The 26366-nt window shown below is 66.9% G+C and carries 27 protein-coding genes, 7 tRNA genes and 1 pseudogene; 9 read left to right on the top strand and 26 right to left on the bottom strand.

Going from position 1 to position 26366, the window contains the following annotated elements:
• The first annotated feature begins 70 nt into the window (after window positions 1-70).
• A complete protein-coding gene (locus ACZK3W_RS08155) occupies window positions 71-712 on the top strand; it encodes a flavin reductase family protein (protein WP_107432308.1) in 642 nt (213 codons plus the stop codon).
• A 10-nt stretch (window positions 713-722) separates the two neighbouring features.
• Here the strand turns inward: ACZK3W_RS08155 and ACZK3W_RS08150 are convergent, their stop codons facing one another.
• Complete coding sequence (locus ACZK3W_RS08150; RefSeq protein ID WP_478450632.1) at window positions 723-1244, bottom strand: N-acetyltransferase family protein; 522 nt, start codon at window positions 1242-1244, stop codon at window positions 723-725.
• 107 nt (window positions 1245-1351) lie between these two features.
• Between ACZK3W_RS08150 and ACZK3W_RS08145 the strand changes: the two genes are divergently transcribed.
• Complete coding sequence (locus tag ACZK3W_RS08145) at window positions 1352-1756, top strand: NUDIX hydrolase (protein ID WP_107432306.1); 405 nt, start codon at window positions 1352-1354, stop codon at window positions 1754-1756.
• A gap of 77 nt (window positions 1757-1833) precedes the next feature.
• On the opposite strand, the gene ACZK3W_RS08140 is transcribed toward ACZK3W_RS08145, so the two are convergent.
• The 3 genes from ACZK3W_RS08140 to ACZK3W_RS08130 all read right to left on the bottom strand — a co-directional run bounded on the left by ACZK3W_RS08140 (window position 1834) and on the right by ACZK3W_RS08130 (window position 2267).
• Window positions 1834-1907 (bottom strand) — tRNA-Cys (locus ACZK3W_RS08140).
• Between the two features lie 66 nt (window positions 1908-1973).
• Window positions 1974-2049, bottom strand: a tRNA-Gly gene (locus tag ACZK3W_RS08135).
• Between the two features lie 142 nt (window positions 2050-2191).
• Window positions 2192-2267, bottom strand: a tRNA-Gly gene (locus ACZK3W_RS08130).
• A 130-nt stretch (window positions 2268-2397) separates the two neighbouring features.
• Between ACZK3W_RS08130 and ACZK3W_RS08125 the strand changes: the two genes are divergently transcribed.
• The 3 genes from ACZK3W_RS08125 (at window position 2398) to ACZK3W_RS08115 (ending at window position 3782) form a co-directional block, all read left to right on the top strand.
• Window positions 2398-2799 (top strand): hypothetical protein, encoded by a 402-nt coding sequence (locus ACZK3W_RS08125; RefSeq protein ID WP_478445643.1) that lies wholly within the window; start codon window positions 2398-2400, stop codon window positions 2797-2799.
• Window positions 2792-3235 (top strand): hypothetical protein, encoded by a 444-nt coding sequence (locus tag ACZK3W_RS08120; RefSeq protein ID WP_478450631.1) that lies wholly within the window; start codon window positions 2792-2794, stop codon window positions 3233-3235. Before ACZK3W_RS08125 ends, ACZK3W_RS08120 begins: the two co-directional genes overlap by 8 nt.
• A gap of 64 nt (window positions 3236-3299) precedes the next feature.
• Window positions 3300-3782 (top strand): hypothetical protein, encoded by a 483-nt coding sequence (locus ACZK3W_RS08115; protein WP_223224653.1) that lies wholly within the window; start codon window positions 3300-3302, stop codon window positions 3780-3782.
• Window positions 3783-3792: 10 nt separating this feature from the next.
• On the opposite strand, the gene ACZK3W_RS08110 is transcribed toward ACZK3W_RS08115, so the two are convergent.
• From ACZK3W_RS08110 to ACZK3W_RS08095, 4 genes are read right to left on the bottom strand one after another with little or no spacing between them, the layout of a single operon-like run.
• A complete protein-coding gene (locus ACZK3W_RS08110) occupies window positions 3793-4707 on the bottom strand; it encodes an HlyD family secretion protein (protein ID WP_329893776.1) in 915 nt (304 codons plus the stop codon).
• On the bottom strand, window positions 4704-5432 hold the full coding sequence (locus ACZK3W_RS08105) for an ABC transporter ATP-binding protein (protein ID WP_032128913.1): 729 nt from the start codon (window positions 5430-5432) through the stop codon (window positions 4704-4706). Before ACZK3W_RS08105 ends, ACZK3W_RS08110 begins: the two co-directional genes overlap by 4 nt.
• Window positions 5433-5442: 10 nt before the next feature.
• Window positions 5443-6582 (bottom strand): ABC transporter permease, encoded by a 1140-nt coding sequence (locus ACZK3W_RS08100; RefSeq protein WP_414578612.1) that lies wholly within the window; start codon window positions 6580-6582, stop codon window positions 5443-5445.
• Window positions 6579-8042, bottom strand: a complete 1464-nt coding sequence (locus ACZK3W_RS08095; RefSeq protein ID WP_478450630.1) for an efflux transporter outer membrane subunit — start codon at window positions 8040-8042, stop codon at window positions 6579-6581. The genes ACZK3W_RS08100 and ACZK3W_RS08095 overlap by 4 nt, the downstream gene beginning before the upstream one ends.
• A 190-nt stretch (window positions 8043-8232) precedes the next feature.
• On the opposite strand from ACZK3W_RS08095, the gene ACZK3W_RS08090 reads away from it, so the two are divergent.
• A complete protein-coding gene (locus ACZK3W_RS08090; protein WP_317217839.1) occupies window positions 8233-8580 on the top strand; it encodes a hypothetical protein in 348 nt (115 codons plus the stop codon).
• Window positions 8581-8646: 66 nt separating this feature from the next.
• Here the strand turns inward: ACZK3W_RS08090 and ACZK3W_RS08085 are convergent.
• The 15 genes and pseudogenes from ACZK3W_RS08085 to ACZK3W_RS08015 all read right to left on the bottom strand — a co-directional run bounded on the left by ACZK3W_RS08085 (window position 8647) and on the right by ACZK3W_RS08015 (window position 24020).
• Window positions 8647-8722: transfer RNA gene (locus ACZK3W_RS08085), tRNA-Gly, on the bottom strand.
• A gap of 115 nt (window positions 8723-8837) precedes the next feature.
• Window positions 8838-9944: pseudogene (locus tag ACZK3W_RS08080) on the bottom strand (NAD(P)/FAD-dependent oxidoreductase).
• 138 nt (window positions 9945-10082) lie between these two features.
• Window positions 10083-10158: transfer RNA gene (locus tag ACZK3W_RS08075), tRNA-Gly, on the bottom strand.
• Between the two features lie 293 nt (window positions 10159-10451).
• On the bottom strand, window positions 10452-11078 hold the full coding sequence (pgsA, locus tag ACZK3W_RS08070; RefSeq protein WP_012510614.1) for a CDP-diacylglycerol--glycerol-3-phosphate 3-phosphatidyltransferase: 627 nt from the start codon (window positions 11076-11078) through the stop codon (window positions 10452-10454).
• An 18-nt stretch (window positions 11079-11096) separates the two neighbouring features.
• Window positions 11097-12941 carry an excinuclease ABC subunit UvrC gene (gene uvrC, locus ACZK3W_RS08065; RefSeq protein ID WP_071228378.1) on the bottom strand — a complete coding sequence of 615 codons (1845 nt, stop codon included), beginning with the start codon at window positions 12939-12941 and terminating at the stop codon, window positions 11097-11099.
• Window positions 12938-14350, bottom strand: a complete 1413-nt coding sequence (locus ACZK3W_RS08060) for a hypothetical protein (RefSeq protein WP_478450628.1) — start codon at window positions 14348-14350, stop codon at window positions 12938-12940. Before ACZK3W_RS08060 ends, uvrC begins: the two co-directional genes overlap by 4 nt.
• Window positions 14347-14835, bottom strand: coding sequence for a low molecular weight protein-tyrosine-phosphatase (locus ACZK3W_RS08055; protein ID WP_032128907.1), 489 nt, complete (start codon window positions 14833-14835; stop codon window positions 14347-14349). The genes ACZK3W_RS08060 and ACZK3W_RS08055 overlap by 4 nt, the downstream gene beginning before the upstream one ends.
• Complete coding sequence (kdsB, locus tag ACZK3W_RS08050; protein ID WP_478450627.1) at window positions 14832-15605, bottom strand: 3-deoxy-manno-octulosonate cytidylyltransferase; 774 nt, start codon at window positions 15603-15605, stop codon at window positions 14832-14834. The genes ACZK3W_RS08055 and kdsB overlap by 4 nt, the downstream gene beginning before the upstream one ends.
• A gap of 74 nt (window positions 15606-15679) precedes the next feature.
• Window positions 15680-16699, bottom strand: a complete 1020-nt coding sequence (gene lpxK, locus ACZK3W_RS08045; RefSeq protein ID WP_125893538.1) for a tetraacyldisaccharide 4'-kinase — start codon at window positions 16697-16699, stop codon at window positions 15680-15682.
• Window positions 16699-18447, bottom strand: a complete 1749-nt coding sequence (gene msbA, locus ACZK3W_RS08040) for a lipid A export permease/ATP-binding protein MsbA (protein ID WP_032128904.1) — start codon at window positions 18445-18447, stop codon at window positions 16699-16701. Before msbA ends, lpxK begins: the two co-directional genes overlap by 1 nt.
• Window positions 18444-18866, bottom strand: coding sequence for an ExbD/TolR family protein (locus ACZK3W_RS08035; RefSeq protein WP_125893537.1), 423 nt, complete (start codon window positions 18864-18866; stop codon window positions 18444-18446). The genes msbA and ACZK3W_RS08035 overlap by 4 nt, the downstream gene beginning before the upstream one ends.
• A 3-nt stretch (window positions 18867-18869) precedes the next feature.
• Complete coding sequence (locus ACZK3W_RS08030) at window positions 18870-19532, bottom strand: MotA/TolQ/ExbB proton channel family protein (RefSeq protein ID WP_019337175.1); 663 nt, start codon at window positions 19530-19532, stop codon at window positions 18870-18872.
• A gap of 3 nt (window positions 19533-19535) precedes the next feature.
• A complete protein-coding gene (locus tag ACZK3W_RS08025; protein ID WP_478450626.1) occupies window positions 19536-21935 on the bottom strand; it encodes a DNA internalization-related competence protein ComEC/Rec2 in 2400 nt (799 codons plus the stop codon).
• Window positions 21936-21994: 59 nt separating this feature from the next.
• The gene (locus ACZK3W_RS08020) at window positions 21995-23347 is read right to left on the bottom strand and encodes a sensor histidine kinase (protein ID WP_049399928.1); all 1353 of its coding nucleotides are present in this window, start codon (window positions 23345-23347) and stop codon (window positions 21995-21997) included.
• Between the two features lies 1 nt (window position 23348).
• Window positions 23349-24020 (bottom strand): response regulator transcription factor, encoded by a 672-nt coding sequence (locus ACZK3W_RS08015; protein WP_032128900.1) that lies wholly within the window; start codon window positions 24018-24020, stop codon window positions 23349-23351.
• A 145-nt stretch (window positions 24021-24165) separates the two neighbouring features.
• Between ACZK3W_RS08015 and ACZK3W_RS08010 the strand changes: the two genes are divergently transcribed.
• Together ACZK3W_RS08010 and ACZK3W_RS08005 are read left to right on the top strand one after the other, a co-directional pair.
• A complete protein-coding gene (locus ACZK3W_RS08010; RefSeq protein ID WP_125893535.1) occupies window positions 24166-24933 on the top strand; it encodes a MipA/OmpV family protein in 768 nt (255 codons plus the stop codon).
• 30 nt (window positions 24934-24963) lie between these two features.
• Entirely contained in the window at window positions 24964-25248 is a 285-nt protein-coding gene (locus tag ACZK3W_RS08005; protein ID WP_032128898.1) for a hypothetical protein, read from the top strand.
• Window positions 25249-25292: 44 nt separating this feature from the next.
• Here the strand turns inward: ACZK3W_RS08005 and ACZK3W_RS08000 are convergent, their stop codons facing one another.
• Window positions 25293-25433, bottom strand: coding sequence for a hypothetical protein (locus ACZK3W_RS08000; protein WP_165929929.1), 141 nt, complete (start codon window positions 25431-25433; stop codon window positions 25293-25295).
• Window positions 25434-25615: 182 nt separating this feature from the next.
• Between ACZK3W_RS08000 and ACZK3W_RS07995 the strand changes: the two genes are divergently transcribed.
• Window positions 25616-25948, top strand: coding sequence for a hypothetical protein (locus ACZK3W_RS07995; protein WP_125893534.1), 333 nt, complete (start codon window positions 25616-25618; stop codon window positions 25946-25948).
• A gap of 98 nt (window positions 25949-26046) precedes the next feature.
• Here the strand turns inward: ACZK3W_RS07995 and ACZK3W_RS07990 are convergent.
• Both ACZK3W_RS07990 and ACZK3W_RS07985 read right to left on the bottom strand, forming a co-directional pair.
• Window positions 26047-26121: transfer RNA gene (locus ACZK3W_RS07990), tRNA-Val, on the bottom strand.
• 98 nt (window positions 26122-26219) lie between these two features.
• Window positions 26220-26294, bottom strand: a tRNA-Val gene (locus ACZK3W_RS07985).
• Window positions 26295-26366 lie beyond the last annotated feature (72 nt).

The following is a 26366-nucleotide window of genomic DNA, read 5'->3' as shown; positions in this document are numbered from 1 at the left end:
TCGATGCAGGCCGAAGCGTCGGCACCCGCTGCCACGGCACAGTGGCCACCCCGATAGTGCAAGGCCTGCCGTGAAAACCGCTCCGATTCCCCGCCGCCGCATCACCCCTTCGGTCCTGTACCCGGGCACGCCTGTGTTGCTGATGACCACGCTGAACGACGACGGCAGCAGCAACATCAGTCCGTTGTCTTCGTTCTGGGCCCTGGGCAACCGGGTAGTGCTGGGCCTCGGCGTGCAGGGTCAGGGCTATCGCAACCTGCAGCTGCGCAACGAGTGCGTACTGAACTTCCCATCCTCCGCGCAGGCCGCACAGGTCGAGGCCATCGCGCGCGCGACAGGCTGCGACCCGGTGCCCACTGCCAAACAGGCGATGGGCTACGTGCACGTCCGCGACAAGTTCGCGCTGGGGGGCTTCAGTGCGGTCGCCTCGACGCACGTCGCGCCAGAGGCGATTGCCGAGTGCCCGCTGCAGGTGGAAGTCAGCGTGATGGCGATGCACCCGCCCGGCGAGGATGACGGTCAGGGCTTCGTGATCGTCGAAGGACGGATCCGTTGCGTGCATGCGCACGAAGCGATCACCGTGGCTGGCACCCAGCACATCGATGTCGCCCACTGGAAACCGTTGATCTATCTGTTCCGCCACTACCTGAGCGTGGGTGAACCAGTCGGGCGCAACTTCCGCGCGCAGACGCCGGTCCACGATCCGGCGTAGAGCGGGTGATTCAAGGTGCCGGCGATGGTGGGTGGCTGGTCACTGAAATCCAGTACGACACCATGTCCACATAGCGGCCGTCGCGCTTCACCGCGCGCGGCGCGACGCCGGATTCGGTGAAACCCAGCGATTCATACAGCGCGCGCGCGGCGGCGTTGTCCGCCAGCACCGTGAGAGTGAGCGATTCGATGCCTTCCGCGCGCGCAGCCGCGAACGCGGCAAGAAGAAGCTGACGGGCGATACCCTGGCCTCGATGGCCAGCACCCACATGGACACTGTGCACTTCCGCCGTATGCCGTCGCGCCATCCGCACCGGGCGTACGTAACGCAGGAAACCCACCAGCATGCCGTCCACGAACGTGCCGAAGTAGCGCGTGCTGGGATCGCCAAGCTGGGCGCGCATCACGTCCGCCGAGTCATTCTGCGCCTCGGCCAGCGTGGACAGGAACGCCGCAGGCGACTCGCGAAGGGCCTGCAACCGTGCTTGCCAGAGAATATCGGCGTCGTCAGCGCCGAGTTGCCGGAGAAGCATGCGACACACCTGTGAGCTTGCTGATGCACAGGTGCCCAGCCTAGCGCGGGTTCGCCTGATACGGCGTGCATGCAAGAATGAAGACGGCTCCTTCTTCACTCTCCGCCATGACTGAACTTCAGATTCCCCGCGTTGGATGCGGCGCCGTCGTCCGTGATGCCGACGGCCGCATCCTGCTGATCCAGCGCGGACGCGATCCGGAGCGCGGGCACTGGGGCCTGCCCGGCGGCAAAGTCGACTGGATGGAAACGGTGGAGGCTGCCGTGGTCCGCGAAACTCGCGAGGAGACGGCGTTGGAAGTGACGCTGCTGCGCCTGCTGTGCGTGGCCGATCATTTCGAGCCGACACTTGCGCAGCACTGGGTCGCGCCGATCTTCGAGGCTCGGGCACCTGCCGGTGCCGAGGCCTCCATCCAGGAGCCGGGTGTGCAGACAGGGCTGGGCTGGTTCGCGCTGGATGCCCTGCCCCAGCCGTTGACCCAAGCCACGGTGCAGGCGCTGGCCAAGCTGTAGCGGATATCGATCCGGACGCAGGTTAGCTGGCATCCAGACAAACAAAAAAGCCCTGACCGGAGTCAGGGCTTTTCAATTGGAGGCCTCAAGCGGAATCGAACCGCTGTAAACGGATTTGCAATCCGGTGCATAGCCACTCTGCCATGAGGCCAACGTACTGCGCGCCAGGAACGGAGCCCTGACAAGACAAAACCCCATGATGGGGCCTGTCGGAACATGGAGCGGGAAACGAGACTCGAACTCGCGACCTCAACCTTGGCAAGGTTGCGCTCTACCAACTGAGCTATTCCCGCGTAAGCCGCCATGGTACCGGAAATCCGGAACACACACCAGCGATTTCACTTTTCTGACTGCGCGTAAAGCCTTGTGGCCCAACGTGCCCCGCCTTGCCGTGGCGGGAGAAAAACAAGGCCCCTACCGGGGCCCTGTAGAATCTGGAGCGGGAAACGAGACTCGAACTCGCGACCTCAACCTTGGCAAGGTTGCGCTCTACCAACTGAGCTATTCCCGCAGATTCCGTTCGACCTGCGTCGAAGGAGCGCTATTGTGTCCAAATTCCTTCACGCCGTCAACAGTCTTCACACGATGCGGTCATGGGCGTCCGCACTGGGGTACGCTGCCCCGCCCAGCCCCGTGCGCCCATGTTCCTTCGCGGCAAGCCCCTGTTGATCGCCCTGCTGCTGCATCTGCTGGTGGCCCTGCTGTACTGGGCACTGATTCCCCTGGGAATGAACTGGTATCGCGACCATTTCGGCTTCACCTCCCATCGCGACATCAGCCTGGGCATCGCCCAGTTTTATCTGTTCTGGATGTTCATTGGCGCCCAGCCGCTGATCGCGGTGCTGCGGCCACTGTTTGCCAAGCTGCTGGTCCTGACGATTCCTTTGGCGTTCGCCAGCTGGACGCTGATGCACAACCATCCGCTGCGCCTGCTGTACTTCACCGCCGGGCCCGGCCTGCTGGCACTGGCCGCAATCGTCATCTCCGCATGGTATGCATCACGCAACCGCCTCCCCGCCGCCATGGACACCGCCGATGCCTAGACGCTACGTCCGCCTGTTCTGGTTGCTGGTCGCGCTGACCTGGCTGGCGCTGATCGTCGCGCTGGTCAATGCCGGCTTCACCCCGGACTACTGGTTGCTGCACCGCCTGGAAGGCGCCGAACTGCCCTACCCGACCAGCACTGTCATCGTGTTCGCGTTGCTGGGCACGGTAGAACTGGTCGTGGCCGCCTTGATCGTGCGGCCATGGAAACTGAAGCGACTGTGGCTGCGCCTGTTGATTGCCTTCGTGCTGCTGCTGGCCTGGTCGGTACCATGGCTGCTGTCGGCGATGCACCAACCACCGGTGCAGGGAATGCACCTGCTGTGGTTGCTGCTGTTGGACGTGGGACTGCTGCTGGCGCTGTGCGTGGTGTCGCTGGTCAGCGTCCTGGGACGCATTTCCGGCAGGAAGAAGACCCCGACTGCGGTTCCTTAAGGCGCTGGATCCGAGGGCTTCACCGCTTCATTTTCGGATCTCTTGCATGGATTGCGGCAGGCCGATGCAGGAAGTTGAGGATCCGCCAGCGACGAACGCCTGCATCGTGCCCCTGCCCATCGCATTCCGTGCTCCCCCTTCCTTCTGGCTGCTGGCATCACTCATCTGGCTACTGCTGGTTGCCGCGCTCATCCATGCCGGCTTCAAGCCAGACTACTGGCAACTGCGTCACACCGAGTCCGGGACACTGCCCTATCCCATCGGCTCGGTGATCACGTTCGCGCTGATCGTCCTCGTGGAAATGACAGCGCTGGGCCTGGCTGTGCAGCCATGGCGGTTCCGCCGCCTGTGGCTGCGGATCCTGATCAGCCTCATTCCATGGCTGGGGTGGAACGTCCTATGGGGCTTGGCTGCCATGCATCAATCCCCCGTGCGCGACGTCCACTCGAACTGGCTGCTCGGCATGAGCGCCATCCTGCTGCTGGCACTGCTCGTGGTTGTGCCGGCCTCACTCTGGCCTCGCCTGCGACGTTGGCTCGGGAACTGAGGCCCACGCCCTACTTCCGGAACTCCACCCGCACATGCTGGCCGAACCGCGCCTTGGCCGCGCCGTCGAACTCCAGCACGCACTCCACCACCTTGGCCACGCCACGCCCGGCGTCTTCAGGCAGGCGCGCCTGCGCGAACACCGGACTGATGCGCACCACGCGCGCGGGTGGCAGCGTGCCGGTGTTTTCGGCGCCATCGCTGTCCGGCACGACGGTGGCCTTCATGCCCACCTGCACGGCATCGGCATAGGCGGCGCTCAGTTCTGCACGCACCTGCAGCGGGCGTGCCGGCAGCAGCGAGATCGCCGGCTTGCCACCCTGCACGAATGCACCGAGGCCCGGCATCTGGCCGACCACGGTGCCGGCTTCCGGCGCGCTCAGCGACATCTGCTGCAGTTTCAGTCTGGCGTGTTCCAGCTTGTGCTGGGCCATGTCGACCTGCGCACCGGCCACATCGACATCGGCGCGCACACCTGCCAGCTGCTGCTTGGCCGCATCGGCCTGCTGGTTGGACGACACGCCTTCGCTGGCGCCGGTGGACAGACGGGTGGCGTTGCGCTCCAGTTCGCGCAACTGCGCCTGGCTGCCCTTCAGGCGGTCGTTGGCCAGGGCCAGATCGGCGGTGGCCATCGCCACTTCCTGCTGCAGCAGGGCGCCATCCAGCGACAGCAGCAACTGTCCCTTCTTCACCGTGGCACCCTCCTTCACCGGCGCGGCGGTGATCGAACCATCCACCGGCGGCGCCAGCGCGATCAGGCCACCCTCGACGTCGATGATGCCGCGCGCCACCGCGACCTTGCCGGCGGTGGCAGTGCCGGCTTTACCTGCAGGTGCTTGGGCAGGCGCGTCCTTGGAACAGGCGCCGAGCAGCAGCGCCGCGGACAGTACCAGGCTGAAGGGAAGCAGGTGCAACGTCTTGGTCATGGGGCGGACTCTACAGTTTCGTTCTGGCGGCGGTCATCACGGACCATGCCGTCTTCCATGGCGATCACCCGATCCGCATGCCGGATCAGGCGTGGATCGTGGCTCACGCACAGCACGGTGGCGCCATGCGCACGTGCGTAGCGATGCAGGATGTCGATCACGCGCTGGCCGTTCTCGGCGTCCAGCGCGCTGGTGGGTTCGTCGGCGAAGATCAGCGTCGGCGACTTGGCGAAGGCGCGCGCAACGGCCACGCGCTGCTTCTCACCACCGGACAGCTGCGCCGGTCGCATGTGGCTGCGGTGGCTGAGGCCCACCTCGTCCAATGCCTTGCGGGCCAGCGGTTCGCTTTCGCGATTGCTCATGCCGCGATAGCCCAGCGGCAGCTGCACCTGTTCCAGTGCGGTCAGTGCGGGGAACAGATTGAAGCCTTGGAACACGAAGCCGACATGGTGCAGGCGGAAGCGCTCCACTTCGCTGCGCGTCATGTGGCCCACATCCTGCCCGAGCGCGTGCACGCGGCCGCCATCGGGCGCAGACAACCCAGACAGCAACGACAGCAGCGTGCTCTTGCCGCAACCGGATGGGCCCGATACCAGGGTCAGTTCACCGGGATAGATGTCCAGTGACAGGCCACGCAGCACCGGCACCTGCACGTCGCCGGACATGAAACCCTTTTCCAGTGCGTCGGCCTGCAGGGTCGGGGCGACGGCGCGTATGGAAGTCATCGACCGGTCCTCAACGCAGCAGCAACGATGGATCGGAGCGGACGACACTGCGTACCGCCATGATGCTCGACAGCATGGCCATCACCGCGACCAGCGCCACGCAACCGATGATCACCATCGGTGTCAGCTGCACCGGCACGCGCTGGGTCTGTGCGATCAACAACACCACGGTGCTGAACGCCGCCGCCAGCAACATGCCCACGCCGCCGATCAGCAGCGCCTGCTCGAACACCACCCGCGCCAGCGCATAGCGACCGGCACCAAGTGCATTGAGCGTGGCGTACTCGCGTACCGAACCGGCCACCACCGAAGCAAACGACTGGTTGGTGATCACCGCGCCGACGAAGCAGACGATGACGGCCATGAACAACACTGCGATGCCGGCACCGGTATCGAACAGCCAGTATTGCTGCGAGCGGCTGGCGAACTCCGGTGCCGTCCAGAACTCGACCGGCGTGGCCTGCCCCATCGACGTGGCCAGGCGGTCGCGCACACGGTCGGCCAGGTCGGGCGAACGCAGGCCCGCCACGAAATAGGTACTGCCCTCGTGCGGATCGGTACCCGCGATGGCGCGCGCGGTATCCAGCGAGGCCAGCACGTTGACGCCACCAAGGCCACGCAGGCCCGGTTGTGCCGCGACCACGCGCACCGCCTTGCCATTGATCCACGCACGGTTGTTCTGCAGGTCCACGCCCAGCGTATCCAGATCGGCGCTATCGACGATCACCGCACCGGGTTCGCGCAGCTGCGCGCGCAGGTCGGCGGGCAGGATGCGCGCGAACATCATCGCGTCGCCTTGGGTGGAGATGCCGGACAGATACACCGACACGTTGCCGGTACCCTGCGCGCTGGAACGCCATTCGCCATCGACCCATTCGTAGGGTTCGACGCGGGTGACATCCGGATCCATGCGCAGGTGGCTTTCCACATCCGCACTGATTGCATGGCCGTAGTTCACGCTCTGGGTGCCGGGGAAACCGGCCCAGATATCAGCCGACGATGCCTTCACGTAGATCGCGGCGGTACCGAAGATACCCAGCACCAGCGCCGCCTGCACGATCAGCAGCACGCCAGCGAAGCACATCGCCAGCACTACCGGCAGAAACCGGCGCCACTCATAGGCCAGGGTCTTGCGGGCCAGCGCGATCATTGCTGTTCGCCCTCACCCTCAGCCGGCAGCGGTGCACCGCCAAGCGCGCGGTACAGCGAAGCAAACGCGAGCACGCGTGCGCCCTGCGCACCGATCAGATCAGCCTGCGAGGCGAGCGCGGCACGCTGCGTATCCAGGCCATCAAACTCACTGGACAGCCCCAGCTGCACCTGACGTGCCTGTCGCTTGACCTGCTGGCCGGCAACATCATTGGCCGCGCGCAGCGACTGGATGCTGCTGTCCTGGCGTGCAAGGCTGCCGAGCGCGCCTTCCACTTCGCTCACGCCTTCCAGTACCGCTTTGCGGTAACCGAGCAACGCGGCATCCAGCTGCTTTTCATCGGCATTGAAGCGCGCGCGGCGCTGGCCCCAATCCCACAGCGGGATATCGATGTATGGGCCGATCGAGGGACTGGAGTCGGAATTGGAGCGCGCGTTCTGGGTGAGGTTGTAGGCGTACAAGATCGAGCCGCCGAGGCTGACCCGCGGATACATCGCGGCACGTGCGGAGCCCTTGCTGGCCGCCGCCTGCATCACCTCCGTTTCGGCCAACAGGATCTGCGGGCGATGACGCAGCAGATCCGCCGGCACCTGCTGCAGCGAGAACGTACCCAGCTTTGGCGGCGTGCGATAGGCGCGCCAGGCTGGATCCGGGCCATCGCGGCCCAGCAGCAATGCCAGCGCGCGAGCCGCGTTGTCAGCGTTTTCCCGGGCCTGTGCGATGGCGGCGCGGGTCGCGGCCTGGCGTGCACGCAGGCGATCCAGTTCGCCAGGCTCATCCAGGCGCAGGCGCTGGCGGACCAGGGCCAGGTGCTCGCCGCGGTCATCCACCGATTGCTGGCGGGCCAGCAGGTCCTGCTGGGCCTGTGCAACGGTCAGGTCCAGATAGCTGCGCACCACGTCGGCAATCACCGCCACCTGCGCGGCATTGCGCAGCGCCTCGGCATTGCCGGCCGAAGCCTGCGCGCTCAACTGCGCGCTCTCGGCGGCACCGAACAGGCCCAGGTCCCAGATCGCTTCGATGCCGGCATGGAAGTAGGTATCGACGGCGGCGGCGTCCTGCACCTGCTTGGCGCTGGCCGAGATTTCCGGCAGGAAACGCGAGTCGGAAGTGCCGGCGACGATCCGAACGGCCTGCAGGCGCAGCGTAGCCTGCTGCAGGTCCAGATTGCCGGCGATGGCCTGGTCGACCAGGCCATCCAGTGCCGGGTCGGACAGCACTTTCCACCACTGTCTGGCATCCACTGCCACGCCCTGGCCCTGCGGCACCTGGGTCCAGGCGCTGGGCGTGCGGTCAGGCAGGTCCGGAACAGGCACCGACATGCAACCGGCCAGGGCCAGGCTTGCCAACAACGCACCAGGGCGCAGCACTGCATGCAGGGAGAGTCCGTACCCGGCCTTGGGCACTGCCACTGAAGTGATACGCCTGACCACCAGCCCGCCAACGTGTAGAAGGAGCATGAAGGCTACCGTGCGATTGTGGAGCGAACATGGAGAAATCGTCCGAAAAAGGTCACAGCACGCGTGCGGTTCAGGCAACGCCGACCCAGTCTTTCACTACGCTTTCAATGCGTTCCCGGCACGGAACACTGGACGACTTTCACAGCGTATTGCACATTGCGGCATTGTCTTGCTTCGATGCTGCCCGACCGTGAAACGCCCTCGCCGCTGGCTGCTGATTGGCTCGATCACGACAGCGACTGTCGGTGTGATCGTGCTCGTCCTGACCACCCCACTGGTCTCGAACGCCACGCTGCTACTGATGGAGCGCAGCAACTTCATCCCTCGTGAATCTTCGATCTTCACGTTCGAGCCATATGCCATCAACCAGGGCTCGTCGAACTACTGGTTGTACGGAAAGGACCGGACCTACTACTACCACTTCACCTACGAAGACGACGTGCCCTACGTCTACATCCGGCGGGACAACCGCTGCCCCGGTTTCGACCGGCAGGATGCCCGGACCTGGTGCAGCGCCCTGCCCGGCAAGGCACGCTAGCGCGGCAGTGGTGCAACCGGTGTGACAAACGAAAAACGCCCCCTTTCGGGAGCGTTTTCTTGAATCTGGAGCGGGAAACGAGACTCGAACTCGCGACCTCAACCTTGGCAAGGTTGCGCTCTACCAACTGAGCTATTCCCGCAGATTCCGTTCGACCTGCGTCGAAGGAGCGCTATTGTGTCGATATTGCTGCACGGCGTCAACAGGAATTTTCGCGTGCATTGTGGGGCGGCGTTCAGGCCCCCAGGACCGATACCTCAGGTTCGCAGGCCACGGCGATGGAAGTAGACCTGCTCAGCGATGCGCCGCGTGGTCGCCGTGTGCAGCAGTGCGTTGAGCGGCCAGTCGGCCTGCAGATGATCCATCGCCCAGCGCAGCAGGCGCTTGCCATGGAATGCCGGCGCCACCTGCCGCGCCACCCGTTCCGCTTCCGGCCCTTGCCCACGCAGATGGCGGGCAATCGCCTCGCCGACCGCCCAGCCGTGCCGCCACGAGGAATGGATGCCTCCGGCGGACAGTGGTTAGACGATGCCCGCCGCGTCGCCGGTCAGGATGACGCGTTGGCCGGTGAACGGCCCATCCGGCCGGCCGCAGGGCACCAGCCCTGCGCGGGTGGCCGAGGGACGCGCCGAAGGCGGAATGCCGACCACATCGCGCACGTGCTCAAGAAAGCCATCGATATCAGGCGGCCGCACCTGGTTCGGGTCATGGCGCAGCGCCAAGCCGACCTGCAGCCCGGTCGGGTTCTGTGCGACCCAGCCGATGTAACCCGCTGCAAAGCGCTTGCTGACGAAGCAATGGAGTGCGTCGCTCTGCGGCAACTGGAGGCCGGCGAACTCACGTTCGACGCCGTAGAGGTTGTCACGCACCTGGCCGAGGCCGGTGCGCTGGGCAACGCGTGAGCGTGCGCCATCGGCGCCGACCAGGTAGGCGCACCGCCCTGCCCCTTCCACCTGCCAGCCGTCACCACTGCGATGGGCGTCGGTGAAGGACTGCTGCAGGCGAAGGTCGACACCGTTCGCGCGCAGCTCGCTGGCTAGCCAGCGCATCAGGTTCGGCGTATCGGTAGTGAGGAAGTAATAGCCCGGCGCGGCCAACAACAGGCTGCGCAGGTTCGGCGCATACAGGCGCACATTGGCAACGCGTTGCACCAGGTGTTCGGGCATGCGCCCCAGCCAGGTCTGCTCCATCGCTTCCTTCACCACGATGCCGGTGGTGTGCAGGCGCTCGCCGGGATCTGCCTTGCGTTCGAGTACGCACACGCGCAGTCCATATTGGACAGCAGCCAACGCACAGGCGGCACCGGCGAAACTGGCGCCGACGATGACCACGTCGTGGTCGTAGGCGGAGGATTGATGAGGCATCGCGGCGTCACCCTTGGAACGAAGGATGCAGCATCCAACCTTCATGTGGTGGGGCGATGGGGCGACGGTGAAGTGGCAATGAAGCGCGTTGGACGCAAACGAAAAACGCCCCCTTACGGGAGCGCCTTTTTTTGAATCTGGAGCGGGAAACGAGACTCGAACTCGCGACCTCAACCTTGGCAAGGTTGCGCTCTACCAACTGAGCTATTCCCGCTTGGGAGGCGAAATTTTACCTATTCCAAGAATGGCGTCAAGCGCTTTTTCTCAGGGTCTGCGTGGCACCTTGCATTGCGTATCCACGCATGGCGTGGATCTACCATGGCATCCCCGCAAACCGATGGATCCGCATCATCCGTCGATGCGGCATTTCCAGTAGATCCACGCCATGCGTGGATGGGGCATTACCGTAGATCCGTCCAGCGCGTCGAGTAGATCCACGCCATGCGTGGATAGGCGCATCGATGTGGTCAGAGCCCTTTCCTGCGGAAAGGGATCCTACCCCGGCGCTCAGTTGCCCAGCTTCTTCTGCCGCGCACGCTCGCGCGCCGCGCGCTCGTCATCGCGCAGGCTCGGCCAGGCGGCGTGCAGGTACTGCAGGCCCGACCACAGGGTCAGCACCGCGGCGATCGCCAGGGTCCAGTCGCCGATGTGGAACACCGGCCAGCCCATCCAGATGTCTTCCACCGGCACGTTCGGTGCCACCGAATACAGCAGGCAGAGCAGCGCGACCATCTGCGCGGTGGTCTTGACCTTGCCGATCATCGCCACGCGCACCTTGGCGCGCTGGCCGAGTTCGGCCATCCATTCGCGCAGCGCCGATACCGCAATTTCACGGCCGACGATGACTGCCGCCCAGAACGCCATCCACGGCGTCGGGTGACCCTGCACGATCAGGAACAGCGCCACCGCCACCATCAGCTTGTCCGCGACCGGGTCGAGGAAGGCGCCGAAGGCCGATTCCAGCTGGTAACGGCGTGCGATCCAGCCATCGAGCCAGTCAGTGATCGCGGCCAGGCCGAAGATCGCCGCCGAAGCGAAGTTGGTCCAGGTGTAGGGCAGGTAGAACACCAGCACCAGCACCGGGATCATCACGATCCGCAACAACGTCAGCCAGGTGGGCAGGGTCAACTTCATGCTTGCGTGCTTCTCTCTCTACTCGGCCGCATCAGGCGTGGCCAACCCGTGCAGGTTAGCGTAGATACGTGCCGCGAGGGCGTCATTGATGCCTTCCACCTTGGCGATTTCCGCTTCACCAGCGGCTTTCAGGCCGACCAGGCCGCCGAAATGCTTGAGCAGGCTGGCGCGGCGGCGCGGCCCGATACCAGGGATGTCCTCCAGCTTGCTGGTCATCCGCGCCTTCTGGCGGCGGCCGCGGTGGCCGGTGATGGCGAAGCGGTGCGCCTCATCGCGCACCTGCTGGATGAACTGCAGCGCCGGATTGGCCGCGCCCGGGCGCAGCTCGCGGCCATCGGGCATCACCAGCGCTTCGTGGCCGGCGCGGCGTTCCACGCCCTTGGCCACGCCCACCAGCAGCACGCCTTCCACGCCCAGGTCGGCCAGCGCGGCCTGGGCCTGGGCCAACTGGCCGGCGCCGCCGTCGATCAGCAGCACGTCCGGCAGCACGCCCTGCTCTTCCACCGCACGGCGGAAACGGCGGTCGATGGCCTGGCGCATGGCGGCGTAGTCGTCGCCCGGCTCGATGCCGCTGATGTTGAAGCGGCGGTACTGCGCGCGCACCGGACCGGCGGCGTCGAACACCACGCATGAGGCCACGGTGGCCTCACCCATGGTATGGCTGATATCGAAACATTCAACACGCTTGACCGGCTCGGCCAGGCCCAGCATGTCGCGCAGCGCGTCGCTGCGCGCGTGCTGCGCGTTGCGGCTGTTGAGTTCGGTCGCCAGGGTCAGCTGCGCGTTGCGGCTGGCCAGTTCCACATAGCCGGCGCGTTCGCCGCGCACGTTCCACTTCAGCTGCACCTTGCGCTCGGCCGAGGCTGACAGCGCGGCCACCAGCAGGTCGGCATCGGGAATCTCGCGATCCAGCAGGATCTCGCGCGGCGGCTCGAATTCGATGTAGTACTGCGAGACGAACGCGGCCAGCACTTCCTCCGGGCTTTCTTCACCGTTGGTGCGTGGGAAGAACGGGCGGGTACCGAGGTTGCGGCCATCGCGGAAAGCCAACAGCAGCACGCAGGCCTGCGAACCCTGCATGGCCACCGCCAGCACGTCCAGATCGGCGGCACGGCCATCCACGTACTGGCGGGTCTGCATGCTGCGCAGCGAGGAGATCAGGTCGCGCAGGCGCGCGGCCTGCTCGAACTCCAGTGCCTCGCTGGCGGCCTGCATCTGCTCGCCCAGTTCGCGGGTCAGCTCGTCGCTCTTGCCTTCCAGGAACAGTGCGGCGCGACGCACCGATTCGGCGTAGTCCGGCGCCGGCACCAGCTCCACGCAGGGCGCGCTGCAGCGACCGATCTGGTACTGCAAGCACGGCCGCGAGCGGTTGCGGAACACGCTGTCCTCGCAGCTGCGCAGCTTGAACAGCTTGTGCATCAGGTTCAGCGTTTCGCGCACTGCGGTGACGCCTGGATACGGCCCGAAGTAGCGGCCGGGAATGGCGCGCGGACCGCGATGCAGCGCGATGCGCGGCCAGTCCTCTCGGGTCAGCAGCACGTGCGGATAGGTCTTGTCGTCGCGCAACGAGACGTTGTAACGCGGCGACAGTGATTTGATCAGCTGGTTTTCCAGCAGCAACGCCTCGGCTTCCGAGCGCGTCACGGTCACGTCCATGCGCGCGATCTGCGAGATCATCGACATGATCCGCGCGTTCTTCGGGCTGCCGTTGAAATAGCTGCCGACACGGTTGCGCAGCGCGCGCGCCTTGCCCACGTACAGCAACGTGTCGTCGGCGGCGTACATGCGGTACACGCCAGGGGCGGTACTGAGCTGGGCCGCGAAGGCCTTGCCGTCGAAGGCCGGGGCGGGAACGTCTGTCATTCGCTGATCGGGACTTCGCTGAGCACGCCGCTATCCGGGTCGAATCGCAGCACGGCATGGGCGTCGGTCTCGGCGATCCACACCGCACCGGCGCCTACCGCCAACCCCGCCGGGCCATGCAGGCGTCGTGGCAACGGCTGGGTGGTCAGTTCGCCACCGCCCAGGCGCAGCGTGCGCAGGCGGCCGTTGCCGGTATCGGCAATCCACAACAGCGGCGCATCCGGGCTGAGCGCGATCGCCTGCGGGAACTGCAGGCTGGCGTCCGAACGCGGACCGTCTTCGCTACCGAAGCGCCACGGCCCCTGCCCGACCAGGGTCTGCACCAGATCGCCGCGCAACTGCAGCGCGCGGATCGAGGAACCCAGCGCATCGGCCACGTACAGCACCTGCTGCACCACGGCCAACGCGGTGGGTTGGGCGAAGGCGGCCAGATGCCCGCTGCCATCGCGCTCGTCGATGGAAGCACTGCCCGCGCGCCATTGCAGGCTGCGCTGGCCCAGGTGGTAGCTCCAGATGCGGTTGTCGCCGGCCATGGCGATGTGCAGCTGATTGTCGGCAATGGCCAGGCCGACAGGATGGTCCAGCGCAACCTGCCGCGCCTGCGCGACCGGGCCTTCCATCGGTGCACCGGGACGGCCGTTGCCACACAGGGTATCGACGATGCCGGTCAGCAGGTTGATGCGGCGCACCGCGTGGTTGCCGGTGTCGGCGACGTACAGCGAATCGCGCTCCAGCACCAGCGACTGCGGGCGGTGGAACGCGGCTTCGGCGAGGTTGCCGTCCATGAAATCGGCGGTGCCCAGCCCGAACTGGCGAAGGATGCGGCCACCATGGCTGCATTCGAGGATGCGGTGATGGCCGCTGTCGGCGATGTACAGGCGTTCGGTACTGACTGCCAGGCCCAGCGGGAAGCGCAGCGCCTGGCGGGGTTCCGGGTGCAGTTCGCTGCCGCCACGCGGCGGCGCCGACGGTGCGCCTTCGCACAGCGCGTTCAAGGCACGCTCCAGCTCACCGGGGGCGCCCTGCCCGACCAGCCGTTGCTGTTCGCGGCCCTGCGCATCCAGCAGCACCAGGGTCGGCCAGGCGGTGATGCCGAAGCGGCGCCAGCCATCCCAGTCGGCATCAAGCAGGACCGGCATCGTCAGGCCCTGGCGACGCAGCAGCTTCAATGCGGCGCCGGCCTCGCGTTCGAAATCGAAGCGCGGCACCTGCAGCACCAGCGGCTGCAGCTTGCCGGGGTGGCGCGACAGCCATTGGCCGAACTCGGCCAGGCGTTGCGCGCTCCAGGCGGAGGCGGCGTTGACGAACAACAGCGCCACCGGCCGACCGCGCAGTTCGGTCAGGGTGCAGGGGGTGGCGTTGAGCCAGGTGGCGAACTCGGGCAGGTCCGGGACGGGCTGGACGTTCATGGCCCGATTATGCCGGAGTCGGCGTCATGCAACAGTCGTGCCACGGCACGTTTTGCAGCATCGTCGACCAATGTCCAGACCTGTTCGAAATGCTCACTGCCGCCGGTGTACGGGTCCGGGATCGCACCCCTGCCCTGCCCGCCGGACCACGGCAGGTACAGCGCCAGGCGTTCGCGCTGGGCGGGTGTGGCCAAGCGACCGGCATCCCGCAGATTGGCCTCATCGGCACACAGGATCCAGTCAAAACGGTCGAAATCCGCGACCTGCAGCTGGCGCGCGCGCAGGCCGCCGATGTCCACGCCATGCCCGGCCGCGCAGGCGATCGCTCGCCGGTCCGGTGGCTCGCCCACATGCCAGTCGCCGGTGCCGGCCGAATCGACCTGCACCCGACCAGCCAGCGGCGAGGCGTCCAGGCGCGCGCGCAGCGCACCTTCGGCCATCGGCGAACGGCAGATGTTGCCGAGGCAGACGACCAGCAGCTTCATCGGGCAGCCAGCGTCTGCAGCAATGCTTCGGCGCGTTCCAGGTCCTCGGGCGTGTCGATGCCCGGCGGGAACGGTTCGGGCGAGATCGCCACGCTGATCGGGAAACCCGCTTCCAGCACGCGCAGCTGTTCCAGCGATTCGACCTGCTCCAGCTGGCCCGGCGGCATCGCCGCGAACTGCTGCAGGAAACCGGCGCGATAGCCGTAGATGCCGATGTGGCGCAGCCAGTTGTGACCGGCCGGCAGCGTGTCACGGCTGCGGGCAAAGCCATCGCGGTGCCAGGCGATCGGGGCGCGGCTGAAGTACATCGCCTCGTTGCGCACGTTGCGCACCAGCTTCACCACGTTCGGGTCGAACAGGGTATGCGCGTCTTCGACGGTCGTGGCGAGGGTCGACATCGGCGTATTGCCTTCAACCAATGCCTGGGCCACCGAGCGGATACCCGCCGCCGGTGCGAACGGCTCATCGCCCTGCAGGTTGACCACGACAGTGTCATCGGCCCAGCCGGCGATGCGCGCGCACTCGGCCAGGCGGTCGGTACCGGAGGCATGCGAGGTGGCGGTCATCGCCACCTTCACTTCGGCCAGGCCGGACAGTGCGTCGGCAATGCGTTGATCGTCGGTGGCGACCCAGACCTCGCCGGCACCGGCCTGCAGCGCGCGACGCGCCACGTGCAGCACCAGCGGCTCACCGCCCAGCGGGCGCAGCGGCTTGCCCGGCAGCCGCGAGGCGGCATAGCGGGCCGGGATGGCGACGACGAATTCGGTCATGGGGCGGTACTCGGCAGGCTCGTTACAACGGGAATGCGGCCGGCGGCGCATGAATGCAAGCGCCGCCGCGCCACTCAGTTCGGTCGCAGCTTGTCCAGGCGGTCGGTCAGCGCCACCCAGAATGCGGCAGGCAGCTCGGCGCGCAGCGGGACCGCGTAGTGCCAGTCATTGCCGAACGCGCGGCATTTCACCGCGTCCTTCTCGGTCATCAGCACCGGCAGCTGGCTGCCAAAGGACAGGTCCTGCGGCTGATAGGCCTGATGGTCAGCGAAGGCGTGCGGCACGACGCCGATGCCACGCGCGCGCAGCATGTCGAAGAAGCGCTGCGGGTGGGCGATGCCGGCCACGGCGTGCACGCGCTGGCCCTTGAAATACGACAGCGGACGGGCACGGCCACCGGCCAGCGGTTGTGCGCTGTCGATGTGCAGGGCCATCGGCCACTGGCCGAAGCCGCAGGCCTGTGCTGCAGTCTCCTCATCGGCCTGGCCGAGGTTGACCACGCGGAAATCGCACTCGCTGGCGCGGCTGACCGGCTCACGCAGTGGCCCGGCCGGAATCATCCGGCCATTGCCGTAGCGGCGCTGCGCATCGACCACCTCGATCTCGATGTCGCGTGCCAGCCGGTAGTGCTGCAGGCCGTCGTCGCAGACGATCACATCGCAGCCGGCCTCGATCAGCGCCTTGCCGGCTGCAACACGATCACTGTCCACGCGCACCGGCACGCCGGTCTTCCAGGCAATCAGCACCGGCTCGTCGCCACCCTTGGCGGTCGGCGTATCGGCCTTGACCCACAGCGGCTTGTTGGCATCTTCGCGGCCGTAGCCACGACTGGCCACGCCCGGCTTCCAACCGGCGGCACGCAGGCGCTCCACCAGCGCAATGGTCAGCGGCGTCTTGCCAGTCCCACCGGCGGTGATGTTGCCAACCACGATGACCGGCACCGGCAGCGTGTAGCGCTTGCGCCAGCCACGCCGATAGGCGCGCCGGCGCAGCGCGGTGACGCCGGCATACAGCGGCGCCAGCAGGCGCATCGCCCACGGAACCGGGGTGCCGTCGTACCAGTACGGCGGGGTCTGGGTACCCTTGCCGGCCATCAGTCCTGCCTTTCGCGGAACTGCATGCTGTGCAGATGCTGGTACAGGCCACCCATGGTGAGCAGCTCCTTGTGGGTACCGCGCTCGACGATGCGACCGTGGTCCATCACCAGCACCTGGTCTGCATGCTCGATGGTCGACAGGCGATGCGCGATGACCAGCGTGGTGCGCTCGGGCATCAATCGCTGCAGCGCGTCCTGCACCAGGCGCTCCGATTCGTTGTCCAGCGCTGCGGTGGCTTCATCGAGGATCAGGATCGGCGCGTCGCGCAGGATCGCACGCGCGATCGCCAGGCGCTGGCGCTGGCCACCGGACAGCAGCGCGCCGTTCTCGCCCACCGGGGTCTGCAGCTGCTGCGGCATGCGTGCGATGAACTCCCAGGCATTCGCGGCTTCAGCTGCCGCTCGGATCTGTTCATCCGTCGCGTCCATGCCATAGGCGATGTTGGCGCCGATGGTGTCGTCGAACAACATGACCTTCTGCCCGACCATCGCCACCTGGCGACGCAGGTCGGCCAGCGGATAGTCGTCCAGTGCCACCCCGTCGAGGGTGATGCGCCCGCCGCTGGGTTCGTAGAAGCGCGGCACCAGCCGGATCAGGCTGGTTTTGCCGCTGCCGGATCGACCAACGATGGCGGTGACCGTACCCGGCTTGGCCACGAAGCTGATGTCGTCCAGGGCGATGCCACTGTCTTCGCGGTAACGCAGCATGACGTGCTCGAAGGCCAGTTCGCCACGCACGCGCTGCACCGTGTTGCGGCCTTCGTCGCGCTCGACCGGCATGTCGAGGATGTCGAACAGGCGCTCGGCGGCGGACACACCGCGGGAGATCGAGGACTGCACGCTGGTCAGGCGGCGCAGCGACGGGATGATCGCCGTCATCGAGATCATCAGGCCCATGAACTGGCCGGCATTGAGGCGCCCTGCCAGTGCTTCACGGGTCGACACCCAGACGATCACCGCCAGCGCCAGCGCGGCCAGGAACTGGACCACGCTGGAGGCACCGGCACGGGTGATTTCCACCTTCATGTTCAGCGCCAGCATGCGGTTGGCCAGGCGCGAGTAGCGCGACATCTCATGCTGCTGGGTGCCGTGCACCTTCACTTCCTGCTGGGCCGCCAGTGACTGCTCGGCGGTCTGCGCCATCGTGCCCATGCCGTCCTGGATACCGCGGCTGATGCGCCGGTAGCGCTTGCCCACGTAAGACACGATCACGCCGATCATCGGCACCACCACCAGCATGGCCACGGTCACCTTGACGCTCATCTGCAGCATCACCGCCAGCATGGCGATGATGGTCAGGGTGTCGGCAACCACGGTCTTGAGCGCATCGGCGCTGGCCTGGGTGACCTGCTCGGTATCGAAGTTGAGGCGACTGACCATCACCGGCGTCGATTCGGTATCGAAATGCGAGGACGGCAGGTGCAGGTACTTGGCCAGCACCTGTTCACGCAGGTCGCGCACCACGCTGCGACCGGTCTTGGCCAGCGCGTAGTCGCTCACCCAGGTGGCGGCGCTGCGCATCAGGAACAGGCCAAGGATGGTCAGCGGCAGGATCACCGCCATTTTCGGTTCGGGATTGACGAAGCCACGGTTGACCAGCGGCTCCATCAGCTTGGTGAAGTGGTAGCCGGCTACCGACTCCACCGCCATGGCGATGACGGCGGCGACCATCATGCCCCAGTAGGCACGGGTGTATCCCAGCAGACGTTTGTAGATCGGCCACACCGGCGCGTGTTTGGAACTCATGGACGCACCTCGGGTGCTGTTGCAATGGCAATACGGCGGAAGCCGAGCTGACCAAGCGCATCCTGCGCGGTCACCACGGCCTGGTAGGGAGTGCGTGCATCGGCGCGTAACAGCACCGGCTGCGTGCGGTCGCTGCCGGCCACGGCCGCGATGGTCTGCTTGACCGACTCGACGTCGCTGCGCAGGACTTCCTGATCATTGATGAAGTAGCGGCCTTCGGCGTTGATCAGCACGCTCAACGAGCGCGGCGGCTCATTGGTCTGCTGCTGGCTGGCGGTCGGCAGCTGCACCTGCAGCGTCGAGCGCGCATCGAAGGTGGTGGTGACCACGAAGAAGATGATCAGCACCAGGATGACATCGATCAGTGGCACCAGGTCGATATGCGGCTCATCCTGGGATCGGTCGTTGCCGATACGCATCGATCAGGCCTTCGCCGTGGCCGCGCCGGCCGGGCGCGTGGCAGCAGCAGGGTTCATCACGCCGGGGCGGCCATCCAGCGTATCCAGCAGCGCGCTGGCTTCCTGCTCCATCTCTACCACGTAACCGTGGATACGGCCCTTGAAGTAGCGGTGGAACATCAGTGCTGGAATGGCGACGATCATGCCGGTGGCGGTGCACACCAGCGCCTTGCCGATACCACCGGCCAGCTGGTTCACATCACCCACGCCATGGTCGAGGATGCCCAGGAACATCTGGATCATGCCGATCACAGTACCCAGCAGGCCCAGCAGCGGCCCGGCCGATGCGATGGTGCCCAGCGCGTTGAGGAAACGCTCCATGCGGTGCACCAGGTGGCGGCCGGTGTCTTCGATGCGCTCGCGGATCTGGTCACGCGGACGGTTGCGCGCTTCCAGCGCGGCGGCCAGCAGCGCGCCCAGCGGCGAGTTCGCCCGCAGGGTCTGCAGGTGGGCGGGGTCGAGCTTGCCGCGTGCCGCCCAGTTGCGCACTTCCTGGCCGAGGCCGGGCGGCAGCACTTCAGTACGTCGCAGGGACCAGAAACGCTCCAGGATGATCGCCAAAGCCAGTACGCCCAACAGCAGCAGCGGCACCATCGGCCAGCCACCGGCCTTGACCAGTTCCCACACGTTTCAACCCTCCGGCCCAACGGCCGCTTGTTCGATCGGCGATAGGATAGCAGCCGACCGCGCCCGCCCAGCGGCATCCCACCACTGGGATGCGTGGATGCGCTGTTCACGCAGCTGCAGCCCTTGTGCGCCAAGCCATATGCGGATCGCCCCGGAATCGGCCGTGGCCAGCACCTCGGCCCCTTGCGCCTGCCAGCGCTGGACCACGTCCTGGCGGGGGTGCCCGAAGCGGTTGCGGTGCCCGGCCGAGACCACCGCCAGCCGTGGCGCCACGGCCTCGACCCACGGCGCGCTGGAACTGCCACCGCTGCCATGGTGCGGCACAAGCACCACATCCGCCTTCAGCGCTGCCGGGTATGCCTTCAGCAGCGCCTGCTCGGCCGGGCGGCCGATATCGCCAGGCAGCAGGACCACGCCGTGACGGCTGGCGACGCGCAGCACGCAGCTGTCCTCGTTCTCGGCCTGGCGGCTGCCCGGTGCCGGGTGCAGGACCTGGAAATCAACTCCGTCCCACTGCCACTGCATCCCTTGCTGGCAGGGCGCAGCGCCGGCGATGGTGCTGCCCGGTGGCGCCAGCAGCTGCAGCCCGGGCAGCTGCCTTCGCAGGCTCGGCAGGCTGCCGGTGTGATCAAGATGGTCATGGCTGAGCATCGCCTGCTGGGGCGGCCCCTGTCCGAGCGCGCGCAGGGACGGGACCAGAATGCGTTCGTTGCCGTCGCCGCCGGTCGGCGGCCCCACGTCGTACCAGAGCGCGTGCCTCGCCGTACGCACCAGCACCGCGGTGCCCTGCCCTACGTCGTGCACCAGCAGCTCCAGTTCGCCTTCAGCCGGTGCATGCCGGGCGGGCCACAGCAGCGGCAGGCACAGCAGCAGGCCTGCCAAGGTACCGCCAGCGCCGCGTGGCAGCAGCCACCAGAACACCCCCGCCACTGCCGCCGGCACCGCCCAGCGCGGCGCCTCGGCCAACCACCACATCGCCTGCGGGTGCAGCGCCAACGGCTGCAGGGCCTGCCAGCTGAGCTCGAACAGCCAGGCGGCGGCGCGCCATGCCCAGCGCCCGGCGCCATCATGCAACGCGTGCAGGCCGGTACCCAGCAGCGACAACGGCACCACCAGCAGGGTCCACCACGGAATGATCGGCAGATTGACCAGCGGCCCCAAGCGCGCGGTGCCGCCGAACAGAGCCACGCACAGCGGCAACAGGCCGAGGCTGGCCACGCCCTGGGCGGCCAGAAAGCCGCGCAGGCCCCCACCGACGCCGTCCGGCCCGGTTCGTGGAAGGCACCACAGCAGCCACAGCACGCCCCCGAAACTGAGCCAGAAGCCGGCCGACAGCACCGACAGCGGCGCCGGCAGCAGCATCACCATCGCGGCCAGGGCCAGTCCCTGCCCCGCACCCACCGGGCGACGCCCGGCACGGGCCAGTGCCACCAGCCCGATCATCAGCGCCGCACGCACTGTTGGAAGCGCGCCGCCGGCGGCCACGGCATAGACGGCTGCGGCCAGCGCCGCGCCCCATGCCGCCGCCTGCGGCCGAGGCCAGAACCGTCCCAGCACCGGGCACAGCCACCACGACACGCGGCACAGCAGTACGCCAAAGCCAGCCACCACGCCAACGTGGAAACCGGAAATGGCGACCAGATGGGTCAGGCCCAGCGCGCGCAGGTGCTCCCAGTCGGCATCGGACAGGCCGCGCGTGTCGCCCAGTGCCAGGGCCTGCACGAACCGCGCGGCAGGATGTGCCACCTGCGTTGCGATGGCGTCACTGCTGCGCTCGCGCCAGGCCGGCAGGCCCTGTGCAGGCGCGCGCTCACGCGCAGCGCCGGGGTCGCGCACCGTGCCATTGCCGGAAATACCGCGCAGCAATGCATGGCGTTCGCCGTCGAAGCCGCCAGGATTGATCCGCGAGCGTGGCGCGCGGACGCGCAACGACAACTGCCAATGTGATCCCGCACGAACCGCATGGCGCCCGCCCTCCGCCTGGTGCGCTGGCGGTCCACGCCATGGATCGTTCCAGGTGATCTGCAGGCGCTTGCCACGCAACGAGGGCAGCGCATCGGCCTCGTTGACCTTCAACACGAAACGGGTATAGCCGGGGCCACTGTGTGGAAGATCAACCACTCGGCCAAGGACCTGCACGTCCTGCGCGGGCCCTCCGGGTGGAAGCTGGCCCTGCAGGACCCAGTGTCCGTGCAATGCCGCCCACGACAGGCCGAACAGCGCAGCCGTCCAGGCGCGGCCGCGCCAAGGCACGATCCAGCCTGTGGCGCTGGCAATGGCCAACGGCATGCACAGCCACAGCGGCGGCAGCACCGGCAGCTGCACGCAGGCCAGCGCACCCAGCACCAGACCGGCGGCACAACCACTGTCAAACAGCGGTGGAGCGGATCGTTCGGGAACCATTCCAGCAGCCTGCCGAGGGACGTGGCAGGTTGCCTATCGGGGATTTCCCCGCGTGGCTGTCAGCGCCGGACGGTGCCGCGATGGAAGTTGACACGGAAACTGGCGCCACCACCGGCCGCCTCGCCGACGCTGACCGATCCGCCATGGTGCTGCACGATTTCCTTCACCAGATGCAGGCCCAGGCCACTGCCGCTACCCGCTGCGCGCAGACGATGGAACGGCTCGAAGATCGCTTCACGGTCGCCCACCGGAATGCCGGCGCCCTGGTCGCTGACCTCCAGCAGGCCACGTGCATCCAGGCGCACGCAGATGGTGCCGCGTCCGCCGCCGTGGACGATGGCGTTGTGCACCAGGTTGGCGATCACCCGCCCCAGCGCCAGGCTGTCGCCATGGATCCACACTGGCATCTCGGGTGCATCCACTTCGAAGCCGTAACCGGCCCCCACCACCAGCGGCGCCAGATCGGCGGCCGCTTCGCGCACCAGCAACGCCAGATCCAGCCGCTGCAGTGCGCCGACATTACGATCAAGTCGCTGCAGGTCAAGCAGGTGCTCGGCAACGTTACCGAGCCGCGCCACGTCGGTCAGCAGCTGCGACTTCAGCTCGCCCTGCGGCAACTGCGACAGGCGCGCCTGCACCACTGCAATCGGCACCCGCAGTTCGTGCGCGGCATCGGCGAGGAACTTGTCACGCGCGGCATACCCCTGCTGCACCTTGTCGATCGCGTCGTTGAAGGCTTCCACCAGCGGTGCGACCTCGGTCGACACCAGCTGCGCATCCAGACGCGCCCCCGGCTGGCCGATATCCAGCTCCTTGGCCTGTTGTGCGGAGCGGCGCACGCCGCGCATCGCGCGGTGGATCACGGTCGGCATGACCAGCAGCGTGATCACGATCAGCGGCAGGAAAAACCACAGCCCGATCAGGCGCAGCACCATCAGCGCACCGTCCAGCAACCCGCCCTTCGGCGCCCCACCCACCATCACCGTGATGCGGCGACCATCTTCCTTGCGGATCATCACCCGCGCCACGTCCAGGTACGGCGGCACCAGCGAGCCGAGTTCGGTGGCACCCAGCGTCGGCAGGCGCGCGAGCAGCGGGGCGTGGATCGCCGGAATCGTGCCGCGTTCCAGCCAGACACCCTTGTCGTCGACCGCCGCGAACCAGAGGTTGCCCCCGGCCTCGGCGTCGAGCTTGTTCCAGCGCGCCTGGTCCAGCACCAACCGCCCGCCTTCACTGTGCACGGCCTTGGCCACGGCTTCAGCCATGAACATGTCCATGCCCCAGGTGTCCTTGTCGCCCCAGGTCAGGATCAGCGCAACAACGGCGAACAGCACGGTGAAGGCCTGCGCCAGGAACAACCGCCAGGCCAACCCCAGCGTGATGGAACGGATCGGACGTGTCGGACGCGCCATCTCAGGCCTCCGCCAGCAGGTAGCCGACGCCCCGGATCACATGGATTTCAACGCCCGCCCCGGCCTGCTGCAGCGCCTTGCGCAGCTTGGAAATGTGCGCATCGAGCGCATTGGACTGGATCTCATCGTCGAAGCCGTACACCGCGGCCTCCAGTGCCGTGCGGGTGACCGTGCGCCCCTGGCGCATCGCCAGTGCCTGCAGCACCAGCACCTGGCGCCGCGGCAGCGCCAGCGGTTGGCCCTCCACCTGTGCCTGCAGCGATTCGAAGTCGAATTCCAGCCGGCCCAGATGCAGGCTCGGTGTCACCATGGCCGAGGGCCGCCGCGAGACAGCACGGATCCGCGCCATCAGCTCCTCGATCGCCACCGGCTTCACCAGGTAGTCGTCGGCACCGACATCCAGGCCCTCGACCTTGTCTGACAACCTGCCCTTGGCCGTCAGCATGATCACCGCCAGGTTCGGGCGCAGCGCGCGTGCGGTGGCGACGAAAGCCACGCCATCGCCATCGGGCAGCTGGCGGTCCAGCAACATCAGCTGGTGTACCGGCTCGCGCAGCGCAACCGCGGCTTCGGCCAGGCTGCCGACCACGTCGGCTACCACGCCCTGCCGCTCCAGGCCCGACTGCAGGGCTCGGGACAGATCGGGATCGTCTTCGACCAGGAGAATGCGCATCAGGGGCTCGGCTACCGGAAACGGTGCCGATCATAGTGCCTGGCGCCAGGTTTGGGCGTCTTCGTGTGCCAGTTGCGAAGGCGCAATGTTCTGACAATGTTGTACCCGCACCATGCACAGCCATCCCCCGCAAAGTGGTTGATCGATGCCGTCGCTGTCCCCGACCCTGCTGCGCCCGTTGCTGTTCTCCGCTGCCATCGGCCTGCCGTTGATCACCCACGCCGCCGACCGGAACCCGGGCGTGCAGGCCGGTATCAGTGCCGGCGCGACCTCGGGGGCGTACGCCCACTACGACGTCAAGCCGCTGGTCGTACCGTCCATTGCCTGGCAGGGCGAGCGCTTCTTCGCCAGCCCGGGCTCGCTGGGCATGTACCTGTACAAGCGCGAGGGCCTGCGCCTGTCGGCGGCAGTCACGCCCTACACGCTGCGCTTCAAGACCGACGACGTGAACGACCCGCAGCTGCGCCGCCTGCACAGCCGGCAGATGTCGGCCATGGCCGGCATCAACGGTGAGTACAGCGCCGACTGGGGCATCGTCGAGGCCGGCGTGATGCGCGAGGTCACCGGGCACGGAGGTGGCATGGAGTCGCGCCTGCACTACAGCTATCCGATCCAGGCCGGTCGCTTCACCTGGGTGCCCAAGGTCGGCGTGGTGCACTCCAGTGCGCGCCTGCTCGACTACTACTACGGCATCACCGACGAAGAAGCGCTGCGCTCGGGACTTGCCGCCTACAACCCGGGCAGCGCGACATCACCGAGCCTGCAGATCGCAGTCAGCACGCCCTTGGGCACGAAGTGGCGCGCGACCGGCGTCGTCGCCAACCAGTGGTTCGGCGATGCAGTAAAGGACAGCCCGATGGCCCGTCGCGGTACACAGACGTCGGCCTTCGTTTCTCTGATGCGCTCGTTCTGATCGAGCGCCCGCAACGGACAAGGACCCCCCATGGCCTCCGTCTCCCCTGCTGCTGAAGCGCACGCGATCCTGCGTGCCCCCGACCTGGACAGCGCCGAGCGCGTCTACCTGGGGCTGCTGCCCGACCTGGAACACGTGAACGCGCTGACGCGCCGCGCACTGGGCCTTTCGCGTGCTGCCGATGCGGCACGCGGCTACGCGTTGTCGATGACGCTGGTGGGATTGCGCCTGCAGGAACTGGAGATGGGCGAAGCGACCGCAAAGGAACATCGCCAGGCCACGCTGCGCAGCCTGCGCCAGGCCTTCAGCGCCTGAGCGCAGGCCAGCGACGCCGCCGGTGCCGCAGGCAGCGGGAAGACTCAGCGGAACGTGGTCCACGCCAGCACTGCCGCCAGCAGGGCCACCCAGATCACCGCCTTGAAGGTACCCTCCAGCATGTTGCCGCCGAACAGCAGTTCGATGATGGGATTGGGCCGTGAAACCGGAACGTGATCACTCATGCGGCAGCTCCTTGCAGTGACGGCGCGATTGCGCGGTAGACCGGAGTCTACGCCTGCACGGCCCGGATTCATCGCCCCCCGGCCGTCTTTGGCGGTTCAATTCCGGCCTTCGTCGCAGGCCGGCTGCAGCACCCCACATGTCATGCCAGCCTGCGTGCACTTTCCCGCTGGAGCACCGTGCCATGCCGATGCTTGCCCTGATGCTGCTGCTCTCCAGCCTGTTCGGCGCTGGCAACGGGCCCACTGAAGAGGCCCTTCGCAGCCAGATCCTGCTTGCCGAAACCCAGCAGCCGGACGTCGTACGACAGGATTGCGGTTCGCCCTCCCTGCTGCTTTACCGGCTGCGCCAGGACCGGGTCCTGAGGCTGGCCAACCAGCCCCTGCAACACGAACCCGGCGTTGCCCAGCCCACGCGTGGTGCGACGGTTCGCGTCGCCCAGCTCTGGGAGCGCGTGGACGGTCACTGGAAGCTGCAGCGGATGATCAGCGTCGAAGACCTGGTCGTGCAACGCTGACCATGTGGAACCGTGATCGATGCCTGAAACGAGAAAAACCGGCACAAGGCCGGCTTCCGTCGTGATCCACCGCTGCACCGGCAATGCCGGGAGCCAGGTGGTGGGCGGTACAGGGTTCGAACCTGTGACCCCTACCATGTCAAGGTAGTGCTCTACCGCTGAGCTAACCGCCCATCTTGTTCTTGCCGCCCGAAAGCTGGCCTTGCTACGTAAAAACCCGGCGCCAGGGCCGGGCTTTGCAGTTCACGACAGCCCCCTTCCAGGGACTTCGTGGTGGGCGGTACAGGGTTCGAACCTGTGACCCCTACCATGTCAAGGTAGTGCTCTACCGCTGAGCTAACCGCCCGATTTTGCTTCTGAACGTCCGCGATTGCGTCGGTGCAGGCCGCGTATATTACGGATGCCGGCCGTGAAGCGC

The organism is Stenotrophomonas sp. 80084_Sma (assembly GCF_056481995.1).
The sequence above is the reverse complement of the archived record's forward strand: the minus strand, read 5'-3'. Positions and strand labels throughout refer to the sequence as shown.